This is a genomic window from Streptomyces sp. NPDC037421 (genome assembly GCF_055602105.1).
Map to the genome: position 1 here is coordinate 39,665 of NZ_JBVJWV010000019.1, position 16,302 is coordinate 55,966.

A 16,302-nucleotide genomic window follows, 5' to 3' on the forward strand; every position below is an offset into this window, starting at 1 on the left:
GAGGGGAGGGGGACGCATCCACCCCCCGATTCTCCACCCCTCCCCCCCCCCCCTCCCCCCCCCCCCCCCCCCCCCCCCCCCCCCCCCCCCCCCCCCCCCCCCCCCGGCACACGCTACTTCTGCTGCTCGTTCTCCTCCGTGAGGCGCTCGCCCTCGGCCTGCGAGGGCGTGGTGCGCATCGTCTGGGGGTGGTGGCGCTGCTCCTTCTCCCGCTCGTCCATGTCCTCGTCGAGCCGCTCGCCCTCGGCCTGCGACGGGGTCGAATACTCGTCGTACGTGCTCATGGCCGGCTCCTCGGTCGGTACGGATGCGTACGCCGGTCGATACGGATGCGTACATAAACGACGGGTACGCACATAAGGAGCGTAACGCTTCGGCCGGGACACGGCCCGGCCCCGGCGGGCCGTCGCTACCATCTGCCGGGTGAGCGCTGACGTACCGCTGCTGGACGATCTGATGCCCTGGGCCGTGGGCGGCCTGCGCCTGGGCCGGGACTGGGTGGCGGCGCCCGATCCCGCCACCCTGCGGGCCCGCTGGACGGCCCTGACCGATGCCGAAGGGGCGGAGCGGGAGCGGCTGTTCCGCCCGAGCCGGACCCGTACGCCCTCCGCCGGGGCGGCCGCGCTGCCCGGCCAGCGCTCGGCCACCGCCCGCTTCGCCGATGCGCCCGGCGCCTTCCCGGAGCCCGTACGGGTGCTCCGCGCGCCCTTCGACGAGCAGTGGCTGCTGCCCGACCAGCGGCTCATCGACTCCGCCCGCCCCGAGCTGTGGCGGGTGCGCGACGCACAGCAGGTGTTCCTGCTGGAGGCCCCGGGCCTGCTGGCCACCGCCCACCTCCCGGCGGGCCGGCTCGGCCGGATCCGCCCGCTGCACCGCCGCCCCGGCGGGGCCGAGCCCAACCTCGCACCGGGCCTGCTGCCCCTGCTGGGCGGGCGGCACGGCGGCTGGGTCACCCCGGAGGACGTGCTGTGCTGGATCCTCGCCGCCGGCCGGCCGGGGCCCCGGGGGTACGAGGTCCCGCTCGCGGCCGACCCGGAGTGCTGGCGGGCCGGCCTGGAGCTGGGCCACCGGCTGCTGACCGTCCAGCTGCGCGGGGCGCGCGGCGGGGAGCCGCCCCGGCTGCCCGGCGGGCGGCGGCCGTACGTCCGGGCGGCGGTCACGGCCTGGCCGGAGGGGCTCGGCTACGACGCGGAGAGCGAGACGCTGACCCTCGGCGACGGGGTCGTCTCCCCCGTCCCGGCCGGGGCCTGGGAGTACGAGGTTCAGGGCGCCCGGGTGCTGGAGGGGTGGTTCGCCGCCCGCAGCGCGCACCGGGATCCGCAGGCGGGCGGTCTGGAGGGGCTGGGGCCCGCCGAGTGGCCGCAGTCCTGGACCTCGGAGCTGCTCGCCCTGGTGACGACCCTGGCGCTGCTGGCCGATCTGGCGCCGGAGCGGGCGGCGTTCACCCCCGGGCCGCTGCTGCCGGCCGCGGAGCTGGAGGCCGCCGGGGTGCTGCCGCCGCCGCGCTGGGCCCGGCGTCCGGCTTCGGTGCTGGACCACCAGGAGGAGGGCCCGGGCGGGCAGTTCGCGCTGCTCTGACGACGGGCCCTCAGGCCCACCCCGCCAGCAGCCGGGAGACCGCGCGGTCGAACACCTCCGTCATGTCCGCCCCGGCGGCGGTCACCGGGGTGCCCTCGGTCAGCGCCGCCGTGAGCCTCGGGTACTCCCCCGTCGCCAGCCGGGAGCCGAGCCAGGCCGTCCGTACGCCTTCCTCGGCGGCCTCGCTCCAGGGCAGCGAGCGGGCCCGTTCGGCCATCGCCAGTTCCCCCGCCACGAAGGTGGCCACCGCGCCGTTGACGGACGCGATCAGCTCCAGCTTCTCGGCCCCGGACACCTCCAGCGGCTCCAGGCAGACCAGGCTGTGCTCCAGGTACCGCAGGGCGTTGGGGCTGAAGCCGTAGACCGGGCTCAGCAGCCGGGGCAGCCAGGGGTGGCGGCGCATCACGGCCCGGGTCTGCCGGGCCAGGGCGAGCAGGTCGTCCCGCCAGTGGCCGCTCGGCGGGGTGAGGTCGTACTCCCCGCTGACCGCGTCGACCATCAGCTCGTACAGGTCCTCCTTGCGGGGGACGTAGTTGTACAGGGACATCGTCCCGGCGCCGATCCCGGTCGCCACCCGCCGCATGGAAACGGCCTCGATCCCCTCCGCGTCGGCGATCCGCACGGCCTCGGCCGCGATCGAGTCGCGGCTGTGCGCGGGCCGGGGCCCGCGGCCGGCCCGCTGCGGGCGGGCCCAGATCACTTCGGGTTCAGCAGGGCGCCCGCCGGCTGTCATCGGTCACATCACCTCGTCGTCGTCTCCTCCACCATCTTAGTTACGTACGTCGTACGTAGTGCGGTAGGGTGCGGCGCATGACGACTACGTACGCTGTACTTAGTGAGGGTCTGGAGAAGCATTACGGCACGGTGCACGCCCTGCGCGGGCTGGACCTGGCCGTGCCGGAGGGCACCGTCTGCGGACTGCTGGGCCCCAACGGCGCGGGGAAGACCACCGCCGTGCGGATCCTCACCACCCTCACCGCACCCACCGCCGGACGCGCCCTGGTCGCCGGACACGAGGTCACCGCCGACCCGGCCGCCGTACGCCGCGCCATCGGGGCCACCGGCCAGTACGCCTCCGTCGACGGGGACCTGACCGGCCGGGAGAACCTCCGGCTGTTCGCCCGCCTCGCCGGACTGCGCGGGCGGGCCGGGCGGACCCGCGCCGACGAGCTGCTGGAGCGCTTCGGCCTCGGCGAGGCCGCCGACCGGGTGGCCGCCACCTGGTCGGGCGGCATGAGGCGGCGCCTGGACCTGGCCGCCGGCCTGGTCACCCGCCCCCGGGTGCTCTTCCTCGACGAGCCCACCACCGGGCTGGACCCGGCGGCCCGCGACCAGATCTGGACCGCGGTACGCGGCCTCGCCGACGGGGGCACCACCGTGCTGCTGACCACCCAGTACCTGGAGGAGGCCGACCGGCTCGCCGACGACGTGGTCGTCGTCGACCGGGGCCGGGCCGTCGCCACCGGCACCCCGGCCGGCCTCAAGGCCCGGATCGGCGCCCGCGCCGAGGTCGCCGTCGCCCGGCCCGATGCCCTCGCGGGCGCGGCCGCGGTCCTCGACCGGCTCACGGGCGGGCGGCCCGTCCTGGACGAGGAGCGGCTCACCGTCCGCGTGACCGTGCTCGAAGGCGGGCTCACCCTGCCCCGGATCATCCGCGAGCTCGACACCGCCGGGATCCCGGTGACCGACGCGAGCCTGCGCCCGCCGACCCTCGACGAGGTGTTCCTGCGCCTCACCCGGATCCCCTCCGCCATCCCGGACGACAAGGAGCACGCGGCATGACCACCCTGCTTTCGGACGGCGGCGCCGTCCTGACCCGCCAGCTCCAGAAGGCCCGGCACGCCCCGGCCCTGCTGGTCCTGACCCAGACCATGCCGATCGCGATGCTGCTCTTCTTCGGCTACGTGTTCGGCAGCGCGCTCGCCATGCCGGGCGCCGAGTACCGCGAGTTCCTGGTGCCCGGGCTGCTCGCCGCGACCGCCGCGAACGGCCTGATGACCGGCATGTTCACCGCCGCGCAGGACGCCCACCGGGGGGTCATGGACCGCTTCCGGACGCTGCCGATGAGCCGGGCCGCGGTCCCGCTGGGGCAGACCGCCGCCGATCTGCTGACCACGGCGGTGTCGATGGTGCCGCTGATGCTGGTGGGGCTGGCGATGGGCTGGCGGATCGAGAACGGCCTGCCCGGGGCCCTGGGGGCGCTCGGCGTGCTGCTGCTGTTCCGCTTCGCCACCGCCTGGGCGGGCACCTACCTCGGGCTGGTGAGCCGCAGCGAGGAGGCCGCGGGCCAGCTCGGCAGCGCCACCTTCGTACTGCCGATGCTGTCCAGCGCGTACCTGCCGACGGCCGGACTGCCCGGCTGGCTGCGGGCGGTCGCGGAATGGAACCCGATCAGCGCCGTCGCCACCGCCGTACGGGAGCTGTGCGGGAACGCGGGCGGCGCGGCCACGGCGCCGGGCGCGGCCTGGCCCGCGGCCCATCCGGTGGCGGGTGCGGTGCTGTGGTCCCTGCTGCTCCTGCTGCTGTTCGTGCCGCCGGCCACGCGCCGGTTCGCGCGCGGCCGGGGCTGAGGACCGGTCAGGACCGGGCCTTCCGGAGGGTGTCAGGGGATCGGCGTGAGCGGCACCTGCACGGTCACCGGGACCGTCGCCGTCTGCGGGTTGCCGTCGAGCGCGTCCGTCAGGGACGTCCGGGTGCCGGCCGTGAAGCGGCAGCCGGCGACGGCGAGTCCGCACACCCGGTAGCGCACGACCACCGAGGCGGTGGCGCCGGAGCGGATCGAGCCCACCGTCTGCGGCACCGGGCCGAGCTGGGTGATCCCGGACCCCGTGGGCAGGGCGTCGAGGAGCTTGACGTTGAAGGCGTCGCCGGCGCCCGTGTTCCGGATCCGGTACTCGACGCTCAGCGTGCGGGAGAGGTAGTTGCCGAGGCCGCCCCAGTAGGCGCGGTGGGTCACGGCCACCTGCGGCTGGAGGGGCGAGATGCTCCCCAGGAGGTCCAGACCCCACAGCTTGTTGGTGCCGGGGGTGACATCGGCGTTGATGCTGTAGTTCCCGCTGCCCGTGGCACCCCGGTAGGCGTTCGTCGAGGTGGCGTTCGGCACGACGTGCCAGGTTCCGATCCCCGACGCCGTGGTCCCGTCGTACGAGAGGCCGGGCGCCTCGCAGCCACCGCCGTCCAGCTCCACGGTCACGAACCCCCGTGCGTTGGCGAGGATCACCTGGGTGCCGTCCGGGGGGAGCGCGGCCTGGGTGCCGCCGACCCGGAAGGGCAGGTTGACGGCCATCTGGCTGGGCAGCGAGGAGAAGACGCCGGGGCCCAGCGTGGCGCCGCCGCCGAGCGTCCGGCCGTCGGTGAGCGGTCCGGCCGGGCAGCCCGGCGCGCTCGTCACGACACCGTCGGTACCGGACCCGCTCACGCTCACCGGATCCGGGCCCCGCCCAGCCGCCCCGGCAGGTGCCGCCGTCGCCGCGAGGCCCGCCAGCAGCGCCATCACGACGACCGCCGTCCGCCGGGCCGTGGAGCGGGCGGGGGATGCGGCGGCGGTCGAGGCTCTCATGGGCGGCCCTTCGGTACGGCGCGACGGCGGACGCCCGCACCTTACGCATCCAATCCGGACATTCCGCTGGACCCGGGCTCCGGACACGGGTGACAGACCCGGCTTCCACCCGGTAGGCAGACCCCATGGCTACCGAACCCCTCCCCCTCGCCGGCCTCACGGTCGTCGCCGTCGAACAGGCCGTCTCGGCCCCCTTCGCCACCCGCCAGCTCGCCGACCTCGGAGCCAGGGTGATCAAGGTCGAGCGGCCCGACGGCGGTGACTTCGCGCGCGCCTACGACACCGCGGCCCACGGCCTGGCCTCGCACTTCGTGTGGGCCAACCGCGGCAAGGAGTCCCTCACCCTGGACCTGAAGGACCCGCGCGGGCTGGAGGTGCTCCACGGCCTGCTCGACGGCGCCGACGTCTTCGTGCAGAACCTCGCGCACGGGGCCGCCGCCCGGCTCGGGATCGACGCGGCGACGCTGTGCGCCCGTTACCCGCGCCTGGTCGCCGTGGACGTCTCCGGCTACGGCGCCGAGGGCCCGTACGCCCACAAGCGCGCCTACGACATGCTCGTGCAGTGCGAGGCGGGGCTGGTCTCGGTGACCGGCACCCCCGATCGGCCGGTGAAGGCGGGGATCCCGGCGGCGGACATCGCGGCCGCCATGTACGCCTTCTCGGGGGTGCTCGCGGCCCTGCTGCGGCGCGGCACCACCGGGCGCGGCGGGCCGGTGGAGGTGTCGATGCTCGACGCGCTCGCGGAGTGGATGGGGCATCCGCTGCACCACACGATGCACGGCGGGGAGCAGCCCGTACGGACCGGCCTCGCGCACGCGGTGATCGCGCCGTACGACGCCTACGCGACGGCCGACGGGGACCGGGTGCTGCTGTCGGTGCAGAACGACCGGGAGTGGCGGCGCCTCGCCGTCCAGGTGCTGGAGCGGCCGGACCTGGCGGAGGATCCGGCGTACGCGACGAACGCGGCCCGCACCCGGGGCCGGGAGAAGACGGACGCGGTGGTGGCCGAGGCCCTCGGCGGCCTCGGGGCGCAGGAGGCCGTGGCGCGGCTGGAGGCGGCCGGGATCGCCTGCGCGCGGCTGAACTCGGTGGCACAGCTCGCCGGGCACCCGCAGCTGGCGGCACGCGAACGCTGGCGGGAGGTGGGTTCACCGGCGGGCCCGCTGCGGGCTCTGCTGCCGCCCATCGGGCTGCCGGGAGGCGCGGAACCGCGGATGGGTGCGGTGCCCGCGCTCGGCGAACACACCGACGCCCTGCTGCGCGCCCTGGGGATGACGGACGCGCAGATCACGGCACTGCGCCGGGACGGTGTGATCGCCTGATGCCGGGGTGGCGCCGGGGGTTCCCCGGAAGACGCCGGACGTGGAGACGGGGCCGGGCCGCAGCCGGACGGGGGGCCGGCTGCGCGGACGGTCAGGTGCGGCGGCTGCCGAAGAGCGTGCGCCGCAGCCTGCGCAGCGGTGCGAAGAGCGCGACGCGCGCGCTCCGGCTCCGCTGGACGTGGGTGTGGTCGCGCGAGGTGAGCTCGCGCATCAGCAGGGTCGCCTCGGCGACCTCGTGGCGCGGGGCGGCGGGACCGCCCAGCACGGCGAGGTGGCGGTCGAGGCGCGAGCTGACCGCGCTGCTGCCGCAGGTGATGGCAGGCACGCGGGGCGGCCTGCTGCGCATCGTTATCTGTTCCATGTCTCTCCCCACCCGTACGAGGGCACCCGGCCCGGGCAGGGTAACCCTATCGCCCCCGCAACGCCCGCGGGTATCCCGGCGGTGTGAATTACCCCTGTAATTACGGGTAGTTGACGATTACTCAACGGAGTCGACCGTCACTCTCCGTACCATTCGGCCGACTTGGAGGGCGCCGCGCAGCGGTCGGTGACAGTGTCGTCACGACGGGGGCCGCCCGGCGGGTACTGCGCTAACTTGGAGTGATCACCCGGTGACGCAGGGGGGTTCGCGTGAATGGGAACGAAAGCGGGGACGCCGGGCGTGTCATCGCCGGCCGGTACCGGCTGCTCGGCGAGCTGGGGCGCGGCGGCATGGGCGTGGTGTGGCGGGCCCGTGACGAGGTGCTGGGCCGCGAGGTCGCCGTCAAGGAGGTGCGGGCCCCCGCCGGGCTGGACGCGGCCGAGGTCGAGCGGATGTACCGGCGGCTGGAGCGGGAGGCGTGGGCCGCCGCCCGCGTCTCGCACCGCGGGGTGGTGACGGTCTACGACGTCGCGAGCGAGGAGGGCCGCCCGTGGATCGTGATGGAGCTGGTGCGCGGGCTCTCCCTGGCGGAGGTGCTGGAGGGCGAGGGTCCGATGACCCCGCAGCGGGCCGCGCACATCGGCGAACAGGTACTGTCCGCGCTGCGCTCCGCGCACGACGCCGGGGTGCTGCACCGGGACGTGAAGCCGGCCAACGTACTGGTCGCCAATGACGGCCGGGTGGTGCTGAGCGACTTCGGGATCGCCCGCCTGGAGGGCTCCGCCGCGCTCACGATGACCGGCGAGGTGATCGGCTCCCCCGAATTCCTGGCCCCGGAGCGGGCGTTGGGCAGTGAGCCCGGCCCGGAGTCGGACCTGTGGTCGCTCGGGGTGATGCTCTACGCGGCCGTGGAGGGGGTGTCGCCCTTCCGGAAGGACACCCCGCTGTCCACCCTGCAGGCCGTGGTGGACTCGGAGTTGCCCCCGCCGCGCCGGGCCGGGCCGCTGGAGCCGGTGCTGGAGGGGCTGCTGCGCAAGGACCCGGCCGAGCGGCTGTCCGCGGCGGAGGCCGCCCGGATGCTGCGGATCGTCGGCGCGGGCGGGGCGGTACGGGATCCCGGCGGGCCGGTGTCGGGGCCGGGCGCGCCGACGGCCACCGCGCGGGCGGGATCCGGGGCGGGGTACGGGCCGGAACACGGACAGACCCCGCCAATGCCGGTGCCGGTACCCGCCCCGGCCCCGGCGCCGGAACCGGAGCGCGGTTCGCGGGGGCAGGGGCGGGCGGGGGCGGTGCTGACCCTCGGGATCGTGGTGCTGCTGCTGGCGCTGGCCCTGCTGGGGTGGCTGCTGCGGGACACCTGGGGCGGGGAGGGATCGGGAGACACCCCCTCCCCCTCGGCGTCCCCCTCCGTGTCCCCCTCGGCCTCCGCCCAGGCGTCGGCGTCCGCTTCGGCCTCGGCCTCGGCCTCCTCCAGTGCCACTCCCGCGCAGAGCGTCACCCTGTACGCCCACGCCACGCGCCCGGCGTACGGCGGGAGCTGCCCGCCGGCCGAGGCGGCCGCGCCCGCCTTCACCGGGACCATCGAGGTGGCCCGGACCCCGGCGGTGGTGGAGTACCGCTGGGTCAGGCGCGGCGCGGGCGGGGGGCCGGCCGCCGACTGGCAGAGCGTCGTGTACGAGGAGGGCGGGGCGCGCACCCGCCAGCTGAACCACACCGAGCCGGGCGACCCGGCGGGCGCGAGCGTCCGTGACGCGGTCCGGCTGGAGGTCCGGGCGCCGGCGCAGACGGCCTCGGCCTGGCTGGAGTACTCCCTGACGTGCGAGAAGGAGACCCCGACGGGCGGGGCCTCCTCCCCCGGTTCCGCCGGGCCCTCCGGTTCACCGGCCGCGACACCGACGCCGACGCCCACGCCCACACCGAGCGCGGGTGTCAGCCCCTAGGTGTGCTGTCCGGATCAGGCCTTGGCGGAGAAGACGGGCAGGTAGCCGCCGGACTGTCCGGCGGCGGTGGGGTGGTACGACTCGCCGATGTTGGTCCAGTTGACGCTGTGCAGCCAGGCACTGCCGGAGCAGATCTCGTGGCCGGTGAAGGCTCCGGCGACCGAGGCGAAGGTGTAGCCGTGGTCGGCGGCCCGTTTGGCGATGGCGGCGTTGAGGTGGTCCGCCGCGCCGTTGATGGCGGAGCGTTCGCCCTCGGTCAGACCGGCCACACAGGTGCCGTTCAGCTTGTAGAAGCGGGGATAGCCGAGGACGACGACCTTGGCGGCGGGGGCGCGGCCCCGGATCGCGTCGTAGACCTGGTCGAGCTGACCGGGGAGGGTGGTGTCGACGTACCGCTTGGCCTCGTTGACCCGGCTGACGCAGGTGGACTCGGACTGCAGGACGCAGGTCGTCATCACGTCCGAGAATCCCGCGTCGTTGCCGCCGACGGTGATGCTCACCAGGTCGGTGCCGGAGTTGAGGGGGCCGAGCTGGCCGTTGAGCACGTCACCGGTACGGGCGCCCGAGCACGCGGTGAAGGAGAAGGTCTGCGGGGAATGGGCGGCGGCCCACAGGGCCGGGTAGGCGCGCGCGGTGCGCTTGCAGTTGCCGCTGGAGCTGTCGTAGTTGCCGGCGCCGACGCCGGAGGAGTACGAGTCGCCGAGGGCCACGTATCCGAAGTCGGCCTGCGCGGCGGACGCCTGGCCGGCGCCGAACAGGGCGGCGCCCGCGGCGAGTAACAGGGAGGAGGTCAAGGCGGCGAAACGCGACATTCTCTTGCTCATGTGGGTGCGGCTCCTTGTGGGGGGGTTACTACTGAGTCCGTAGTACAAGCAGCCGGGGATGGCTGGAAGTGTCCATGCCAAGAATGTTCGGGGTGGGAATCTTCACCCGCGCCGGGTTTGAAGAGGGAACCCGGCCACTCGATCCGGCGAAACACACGTGCGTGGGGGCAGTTCGTGCCGGATCATGGGCGCCATGCCAGCAGACCCGCATGACGCGCTGCCGATCCGGCTCAATGTCGACGACAGCGACTCACCGTCGGATGTCGTCGACGCGCTGTTCCTCGGCCGGTTCGCGACCGGCGAGCAGCCCTACGCGCAGAGCGTCACGATCGAGCGGGTGAAGGCGGAAGCCACCCTGCTGCCCCCGCGCGCCACCGTGCTCCGCGCGGCGCGCGACACCGACCGCAGCGCCACGCTCGCCGAGGGCGAGGGCTGGACGGTCCTGGTCTCCCGCTGGAGCCGGGGGGCGGACGTCACCGTGACCGCGGTCAGCGACGAACTCGCGGAGAAGGTGCTCGGCGAGGCCACGGAGGGGGCGCGGGACGAGCCCGAACCGCAGCCCGAGAACGTCACCATGGGCTTCTGGTACGTCTCCCCGCGCCGCGGCCCGTACCGCACGACCCGGCAGATCTCCGCGGGCACGTGGGAGGACGTCCGGCCGAACTACACGGCGCCGGTGGCGCTGGCGATGGACCGGCTGATGAAGGTCACCCCGGACGACATCGCCGGCCGGCTGCTCCTGCTGCACGGGCCTCCGGGCACCGGCAAGACCTCGGCGCTGCGCACGCTGGCGCGGTCGTGGCGGGACTGGTGCCAGGTGGACTGCGTCCTGGACCCGGAGCGGCTGTTCAACGACGTGGGCTACCTCATGGACATCGCCATCGGCGAGGACGAGGGCACCGCGAAGGGCCGGTGGCGGCTGCTGCTGCTGGAGGACTGCGACGAGCTGATCCGCGGCGAGGCCCGGCACACGGCGGGGCAGGCGCTGTCGCGGCTGCTGAACCTGACGGACGGTCTGCTGGGGCAGGGCCGCAACGTCCTGGTCGGCGTCACGACGAACGAGGACCTCGAACGCCTCCACCCGGCGGTGGTCCGCCCGGGGCGGTGCCTGGCCCGCATCGAGGTCGGCCGGCTGACCCACCGGGAGGCGGTGGACTGGCTCGGCACGGACGAGGGCGTCTCCCGCGAGGGCGCCACCCTGGCCGAACTCTTCGCCCTCCGGCGCGGAACGGGTCCGGCGGCCGTGCTGCCGCCGCAGCCGCACTCCCCGGAGGCCGGGCTCTACCTCTGAGGGCTGTCCCGTGCGGATCTCGCCGGTCCAGCCCGCGTCGTCCGGTGCCGTGCACCGCAAGGCGGAGAGGCTCCCGGTCACCGGCCGTCCTCGGGCGCCTCGGCAACGCGGCGAGGTGCGGTGCCGGACGGGGCGGGGCGGGGCGGGCGGGCGGGGCAGGCAAGATCCGGAAGAGACCGTCAGGCCCGGTCCCCGGCGCTCAGGCTCCGGCGGCGCGGGCGAGTTCGGCGGCGGGGAAGGGCGTCCGCTTGCTCCGGGAGAGCAGCCGGTGGTGGAACCCGTCCAGGACGACGGCGGCCCTGACGTGCCGTTCGATGATCGCGGCGATCCCGGGCGGAACGCCGTCGGGCCTTCGCCCCTCGGCCCAGTCCCGGAGGAACACGTCCGTGTCCGTACCGCCCCGGACCCGGTCGGCGAGGTGATGACGGATCAGCTGGCCCGCGGTGTAGTGGCGGTCGTAGGAGAGGTGGTCCGAGAGGAACCTCTCCTCGGCCGCCGAGAGGTCGAACTCCGAGCTCAGGGCCAGCCCGAAGTCCGCGAAGTAGACCCGTCGGCCGTCGGTCAGGAGGTTGCGGAAGTGGGCGTCGAAGTGCACGAGCCCCCGAGAGCTCATGAACGCCGTACCCCGCGCCAAGGCGTCCTCCGCCCACGAGTACGGGGACCCGCCGCCGGCCGGCCCCGCGCCCTCTCGGTGCTCGTGCAGCCACGCACCGAGCGTGTGAGGCACGTGCTCCAGGAAGAGGACCAGGCTGCGGGAAGACCTGCCGATGGCCTCCAGCCGCGCGCGCACGGCCGGTGAGCCCTCCCAGTGCGCCACCGCCGCGTCGATGCCCCCGAAGACGTCCACGAAGCCCTCGGGAGGGGAGTCGGGCAGGACGCGCCAGTGGTACATCAGCGGAAACCCGTCGTACTCCCCGCCCAGGACCCAGTGGGTGGTCATGGTGTGCGCGGCCAGTTCCCGCCAGGCGCCGAAACCGGCCGAGCCCACTCCGTACTGGTAGAACACCGGCAGGCCGAAGAGGTTCGCCGTCGAGCGGACGTTCTCCGGCCGGGTCTCGACGTCCGTCAGCGGCACCCTCTTGACGAAGACCCGCGTCCCGTCGACATCCAGTTCCGCGACCCTGCCGCCGATGCCGGCCCCGGCCGGGGAAGCGGACGCCACCATGTCGGCGAGCCGGCCGTCACTCGGCAGGGACAGCCGGGTGGCCGTGCGCCCGTAGGCGGCGAGACGCGCGGCGTGCGCGGGAGTCACGGACATGACGGACCCTCAGGGAGCGCAATAGCGGGCGCGGAGGGCCTCGGTGGCGGCGGACAGGGCTTCGGCTTCCGTCAGGCCCAGGCGGTGGGCGCGGTCCGCGAAGGCCTGCGCGGCCGTGGCCGCCTCGCGCGAGGAGCCCTCCGCCGCCGCGACGAACGTGCCGTTGCGGCCGCGCGTCTCGATCACCCCGTCGGACTCCAGCGCCCGGTACGCCTTCGCGACGGTGTTCGCGGCCAGCCCCAGTTCCTCCGCCAGCCCCCGCACGGTCGGCAGCTTGTAGCCCGCCGGCAGCGCTCCCGACCGGGCCCGGTCCGCGATCTGCGCGCGCAGCTGCTCGTACGGGGCGGCCGAGCCGGCCGAGCCGTCGATCCTGATCCTGAGGTTGGTCGAGGTCACGCGGCCGATTCTCCCCCATGAGCCCGACGGACCGCGCGTAATTCGCAGGCGCCGCAGGGATCTCCGCCCGTAACGTCCGCCCCATGACCATCCATGTCCGCGACGTCCGCCCCGACGACCTCCCCGCCGCCGAGGCCGTCGTACAGATCCGCCGGGCAGCGCTGCCCTTCATGATCGACACCCCCTCGGGAGTCGCCCATGAACTCGCCTCCGCCAACCCCGCGAAGCACTACCGCCTGCTCCTCGCCGAGACCCCCGACGGCCGTCCCGTCGGCACCGCGCAGGCCGGGCTGGCGTACGACAGCCCGCAGCCGGGGCTGTCCTTCGTGAACGTCCACGTCGACCCCGCGCACCGGGGCCTGGGCACCGGGGCCGCGCTGCTGCGCGCCGCCGAGGAGCACCTCGCGGCGCGGGGCGCGGTGGACGCGTACTCCTGGGTGCTGGACGAGCCCGCGCACCGGGGCTTCGCCGAGCGGCGCGGCTACCGTCCCAGCCGCTCCGCGCACTTCCTGCGGCTGGACCTGGCCTCGGGCGCCCTGCCGCCGCTGCCCGGGGAACTGCCCGCCGGGGTGGAGCTGCGGCCCGGGGCGGCCTTCGCCGCCGACCCGCGCCCGCTGTACGAGGCCGACGCCGAGGTCACGGCCGACGAGCCGGGCGACGTGCCCGCGGAGCTGGACGACTACCAGGACTGGCTGGACACCGTCTGGCACCAGCCGACCCTGGACCACGAGCTGACGACGGTCGTCCTCGTCGACGGGGCCGTGGCCGCCTTCACCGCCGCCCGGACGGACGGCGCGACCCGCTACGGCACGGCCATGACCGGCACCCTGCGCGCCTTCCGCGGCCGCGGACTGGCCAAGCTCGCCAAGACCGACTCGCTGCACCGGGCCCGCGCGGCCGGGTACACCGAGGCCTTCACCGGCAACGACGCCGGCAACGACCCGATGCTCGCGATCAACTCGTGGTTCGGGTACGAGATCTGCGCGACCGAGACGCGCTTCACGAAGAAGCTGGGAGCCACCGCATGACCGAGTCCTGGACCGTGACCCTCACCAAGGCCGGCCGCACCAAGATCAGCTACCCGGCGGCGCAGCTGTCCGACGACGGGGACCGGATCTCGGTGCGGGCCCCGTGGGCGGCCGAGGGGGTGAAGGACTTCGGGTTCGTCCGCTTCGAGCCCGGCGACGTGTTCGTCGAGCACTTCTGGCGGACGCGGTGGTACGCGGTCAAGGAGGTGTGGACCGGGGAGGGCGTCCTCAAGGGCTGGTACTGCGACGTGACGCGCCCCGCCGTGGTCCGCGGGGGCGAGATCGTGGTCGACGACCTGGACCTCGACCTGTGGGTGTCGGCGGACGGGACGTCGGTCCTGCGGCTGGACGAGGACGAGTTCGCGGCGAGCGGGCTGGCCGCGAGCGACCCGGAGGCGGCGGCCCGGGCGGTACGGGCGCTGGACTCCCTGGAGGAGCGGGCGCGCACGGCGGAGGGCCTCGCCGCGCTCCTCCGGTAGGTGTTTCTGTGGGCCCGCTTAGGCCTTCCTTAAGCGGACCCTAAGAATCCCTTCCCCGGGCTCCATCCGGGCCGAACGGGCCTGCCTGCGGGCTAGCTTGGCGGGGCCAGACAGGGCCGCCGGCCGGTTCCGCTGGCGCTTCCCCGCCTTGCGCCCGAAGGAGATCCACCCATGCCCGCACGCCGTGCCCGTACCGCCGTCCGTATCGCCGCCGCCGGTCTCGCCCCGCTCGCGGTGGCCGCGTACGCCGCCGGGCCGGCGGCCGCCCACGGTTCGATGACGGACCCGGTCAGCCGGGTGGCGGCGTGCTACGCGGAGGGTCCGGAGGCCCCGAAGTCGGGGGCGTGCAAGGCGGCCGTCGCGGCCGCCGGGCCGCAGGCGTTCTACGACTGGAACGGGGTGAACATCGCCAACGCGGCCGGCCAGAGCAAGTCGCTGATCCCGGACGGGCAGCTGTGCTCGGCGGGCAACGCCAAGTACAAGGGGCTGGACCTGGCCCGCGCCGACTGGCCGGCCTCCCCGATGACGGCCGGGGCGCACACCTTCCGTTACAAGGGGACCGCCCCGCACAAGGGCTCCTTCGAGCTGTACGTGACGAAGGACGGCTACGACCCGTCGAAGCCGCTGAAGTGGTCCGACCTGGAGCCGGCGCCGTTCGCGAAGGCCACCGACCCGGGCATGCAGAACGGCGACTACGTCTTCAGCGGCACGGTCCCGAAGAAGACCGGCCGCCACCTCGTCTACAGCATCTGGCAGCGCTCGGACAGCCCGGAGGCGTTCTACACCTGCTCGGACGTGGTCTTCGGCAAGGACAGCGGCGGTACGGCTCCGGGGGCGGGGGCCACCCCCGGCGCGAAGCCGTCCGCCGGCTCCTCCGCCAAGCCCGTCGAGCCGCCCAAGGCGCCGACGGACCAGCAGATCTCCGACGGCGCGGGCAAGTCCACGATCGAGCACAACGGCCACGGCGACAACGACCCGAAGACGAACGGGCAGTCCGCCGCCTCCCCGATCGCCGCCGCCCCGGCCTCCGGCCGGGCCTCCGCCGCGCCCTCGCCGGCCGGCGCCGCAGGCACCGGCACCGGCGGGGACCTCGCCGCGACCGGCGGCAGCTCCGCGACCCCGGTGATCGCGGTCGCCGGGGCCGGAGTGCTGGCCGCCGGTGCGGCCGTGCTGTTCGCGCTGGCCCGCCGCCGCGCGACGACGACGGCCGGCCGGCACGGCCGCTAGCGGGCGGGTACCGGGCGGACCGCCCGCACCCCGGGGTCTCAGTCGAAGACCGAGGCGCAGGTGGTCCGTTCGGCGTGCGCCGGGTCGAGGGCGTTGAGTGCCTCGTGCCAGGCGATCCGGTCGGTCAGGCCGATGGTCACGTGCTCCGAGAGGTCCAGCGGGCACAGGTCCTGGAGTACGACGTTGCGTACGTCCGGCCCGTCCAGGAAGGCGCTCCGGTAGGGGGTGACCACCTCGTCGTACTTGGTGGCGATGACCGTGTACTTCACCCCGGGGACGGTGTCGCCGCCCGCGTTCAGCTTCTGCTGGAAGGCGGAGCCGGCGATCTGGTCGGCGAGCCCCGGGGTGGCGGTGCTGATCAGGTCCTCGGCTCCGGGGAAGTACGGGAGCAGCCGGGTGAGTCCGGACAGGGTGGTGCCGTGGTTGTCGGGGGCGAGGCCGACGAGGGCGTTGACCTTGGCGGCGCCGCCCAGGAACTTGAGGTAGTAGCGGGGCATCATGCCGCCCTGGGAGTGGCCGACCAGGTCGGCCTTGGCGGCGCCGGTGGAGGCGAGGACCTTGTCGACGAAGGCGTCGAGCTGGCCGGCGGACTTGTCGATGGGCCCGAGCCCGTTGAAGAAGGGCACGCCGGGCAGCTGGCCGTAGTCGAGGGAGTAGACGCAGTAGCCGCGGTGGACCAGGTAGGGGGCGAATCCGAGCCAGTTGTCGACGGAGTTGCCGAAGGTGCCGTGGACCAGGACGACGGGGCGGGGATGGGCGGCGGACGGCTTGCAGGACCAGTTGTTCCAGCCGCTGCTGGGGGCGGACGCGGCCTGGGCGGCGCCGGTGGGGGCGACGAGGGCGGCTGCGGTGAGTGCGAGGACGGCCAGCGGGCGGAGCAGGCGTCTCCAGGGCAGCATCGTGTGATCTCCTTGCGGGTCAAGGGGAATGCGTGGGGGTTGGTCCCGTGATCCGGATCACAAGGGGAGCTGCTGTGGCTAAATTACGGTCCAGTAGCAAGACTTGGAAGTTACGCGTCGGTAAAAACTGGTGTGTCGAG

General features: G+C 74.5%; 17 protein-coding genes. 9 read left to right on the plus strand and 8 right to left on the minus strand.

The genetic code is table 11. The features are described 5' to 3' along the window. Positions 1–113: 113 nt before the first annotated feature. Entirely contained in the window at positions 114–284 is a 171-nt protein-coding gene (locus tag ACZ7IF_RS24940; RefSeq protein ID WP_470975154.1) for a hypothetical protein, read from the minus strand. Positions 285–456: 172 nt separating this feature from the next. On the opposite strand from ACZ7IF_RS24940, the gene ACZ7IF_RS24945 reads away from it, so the two are divergent. Continuing rightward, positions 457–1,578 carry a type ISP restriction/modification enzyme gene (locus tag ACZ7IF_RS24945; RefSeq protein WP_470975351.1) on the plus strand — a complete coding sequence of 374 codons (1,122 nt, stop codon included), beginning with the start codon at positions 457–459 and terminating at the stop codon, positions 1,576–1,578. 10 nt (positions 1,579–1,588) lie between these two features. Here the strand turns inward: ACZ7IF_RS24945 and ACZ7IF_RS24950 are convergent, their stop codons facing one another. After that, positions 1,589–2,311, minus strand: a complete 723-nt coding sequence (locus tag ACZ7IF_RS24950; RefSeq protein ID WP_470975157.1) for a TetR/AcrR family transcriptional regulator C-terminal domain-containing protein — start codon at positions 2,309–2,311, stop codon at positions 1,589–1,591. A gap of 77 nt (positions 2,312–2,388) precedes the next feature. Between ACZ7IF_RS24950 and ACZ7IF_RS24955 the strand changes: the two genes are divergently transcribed. Both ACZ7IF_RS24955 and ACZ7IF_RS24960 read left to right on the plus strand, forming a co-directional pair. Beyond that, positions 2,389–3,360: an ATP-binding cassette domain-containing protein gene (locus ACZ7IF_RS24955; protein ID WP_470975159.1), complete on the plus strand. Its 972-nt coding sequence runs from the start codon at positions 2,389–2,391 to the stop codon at positions 3,358–3,360. Next, positions 3,357–4,148 (plus strand): ABC transporter permease, encoded by a 792-nt coding sequence (locus ACZ7IF_RS24960; RefSeq protein ID WP_470975162.1) that lies wholly within the window; start codon positions 3,357–3,359, stop codon positions 4,146–4,148. The genes ACZ7IF_RS24955 and ACZ7IF_RS24960 overlap by 4 nt, the downstream gene beginning before the upstream one ends. A gap of 32 nt (positions 4,149–4,180) precedes the next feature. Here ACZ7IF_RS24960 and ACZ7IF_RS24965 read toward each other — a convergent pair whose 3' ends face one another. Further along, the gene (locus ACZ7IF_RS24965; protein ID WP_470975165.1) at positions 4,181–5,137 is read right to left on the minus strand and encodes a hypothetical protein; all 957 of its coding nucleotides are present in this window, start codon (positions 5,135–5,137) and stop codon (positions 4,181–4,183) included. 125 nt (positions 5,138–5,262) lie between these two features. Between ACZ7IF_RS24965 and ACZ7IF_RS24970 the strand changes: the two genes are divergently transcribed. Further along, on the plus strand, positions 5,263–6,459 hold the full coding sequence (locus tag ACZ7IF_RS24970; protein ID WP_470975167.1) for a CaiB/BaiF CoA transferase family protein: 1,197 nt from the start codon (positions 5,263–5,265) through the stop codon (positions 6,457–6,459). A 91-nt stretch (positions 6,460–6,550) separates the two neighbouring features. On the opposite strand, the gene ACZ7IF_RS24975 is transcribed toward ACZ7IF_RS24970, so the two are convergent. Beyond that, positions 6,551–6,820 carry a hypothetical protein gene (locus ACZ7IF_RS24975; protein ID WP_007263256.1) on the minus strand — a complete coding sequence of 90 codons (270 nt, stop codon included), beginning with the start codon at positions 6,818–6,820 and terminating at the stop codon, positions 6,551–6,553. A 350-nt stretch (positions 6,821–7,170) separates the two neighbouring features. Between ACZ7IF_RS24975 and ACZ7IF_RS24980 the strand changes: the two genes are divergently transcribed. Then, complete coding sequence (locus ACZ7IF_RS24980; RefSeq protein WP_470975353.1) at positions 7,171–8,760, plus strand: serine/threonine-protein kinase; 1,590 nt, start codon at positions 7,171–7,173, stop codon at positions 8,758–8,760. 14 nt (positions 8,761–8,774) lie between these two features. Here the strand turns inward: ACZ7IF_RS24980 and ACZ7IF_RS24985 are convergent, their stop codons facing one another. Further along, positions 8,775–9,584 carry an SGNH/GDSL hydrolase family protein gene (locus ACZ7IF_RS24985; RefSeq protein WP_470975169.1) on the minus strand — a complete coding sequence of 270 codons (810 nt, stop codon included), beginning with the start codon at positions 9,582–9,584 and terminating at the stop codon, positions 8,775–8,777. A gap of 193 nt (positions 9,585–9,777) precedes the next feature. Between ACZ7IF_RS24985 and ACZ7IF_RS24990 the strand changes: the two genes are divergently transcribed. Continuing rightward, entirely contained in the window at positions 9,778–10,875 is a 1,098-nt protein-coding gene (locus ACZ7IF_RS24990) for a DUF5925 domain-containing protein (RefSeq protein ID WP_470975172.1), read from the plus strand. 199 nt (positions 10,876–11,074) lie between these two features. Here ACZ7IF_RS24990 and ACZ7IF_RS24995 read toward each other — a convergent pair whose 3' ends face one another. Beyond that, positions 11,075–12,133 (minus strand): protein kinase family protein, encoded by a 1,059-nt coding sequence (locus tag ACZ7IF_RS24995; protein WP_470975175.1) that lies wholly within the window; start codon positions 12,131–12,133, stop codon positions 11,075–11,077. 9 nt (positions 12,134–12,142) lie between these two features. Then, on the minus strand, positions 12,143–12,529 hold the full coding sequence (locus ACZ7IF_RS25000) for a GntR family transcriptional regulator (RefSeq protein ID WP_470975178.1): 387 nt from the start codon (positions 12,527–12,529) through the stop codon (positions 12,143–12,145). 83 nt (positions 12,530–12,612) lie between these two features. On the opposite strand from ACZ7IF_RS25000, the gene ACZ7IF_RS25005 reads away from it, so the two are divergent. The 3 genes from ACZ7IF_RS25005 to ACZ7IF_RS25015 all read left to right on the plus strand — a co-directional run bounded on the left by ACZ7IF_RS25005 (position 12,613) and on the right by ACZ7IF_RS25015 (position 15,263). Continuing rightward, positions 12,613–13,557, plus strand: coding sequence for a GNAT family N-acetyltransferase (locus tag ACZ7IF_RS25005; RefSeq protein ID WP_470975181.1), 945 nt, complete (start codon positions 12,613–12,615; stop codon positions 13,555–13,557). Beyond that, positions 13,554–14,036, plus strand: a complete 483-nt coding sequence (locus ACZ7IF_RS25010) for a ribonuclease FAU-1 family protein (RefSeq protein WP_470975184.1) — start codon at positions 13,554–13,556, stop codon at positions 14,034–14,036. Before ACZ7IF_RS25005 ends, ACZ7IF_RS25010 begins: the two co-directional genes overlap by 4 nt. 171 nt (positions 14,037–14,207) lie before the next feature. Further along, complete coding sequence (locus tag ACZ7IF_RS25015; protein WP_470975187.1) at positions 14,208–15,263, plus strand: lytic polysaccharide monooxygenase auxiliary activity family 9 protein; 1,056 nt, start codon at positions 14,208–14,210, stop codon at positions 15,261–15,263. A 38-nt stretch (positions 15,264–15,301) separates the two neighbouring features. On the opposite strand, the gene ACZ7IF_RS25020 is transcribed toward ACZ7IF_RS25015, so the two are convergent. Continuing rightward, on the minus strand, positions 15,302–16,162 hold the full coding sequence (locus ACZ7IF_RS25020; RefSeq protein ID WP_470975190.1) for an esterase/lipase family protein: 861 nt from the start codon (positions 16,160–16,162) through the stop codon (positions 15,302–15,304). Positions 16,163–16,302 lie beyond the last annotated feature (140 nt).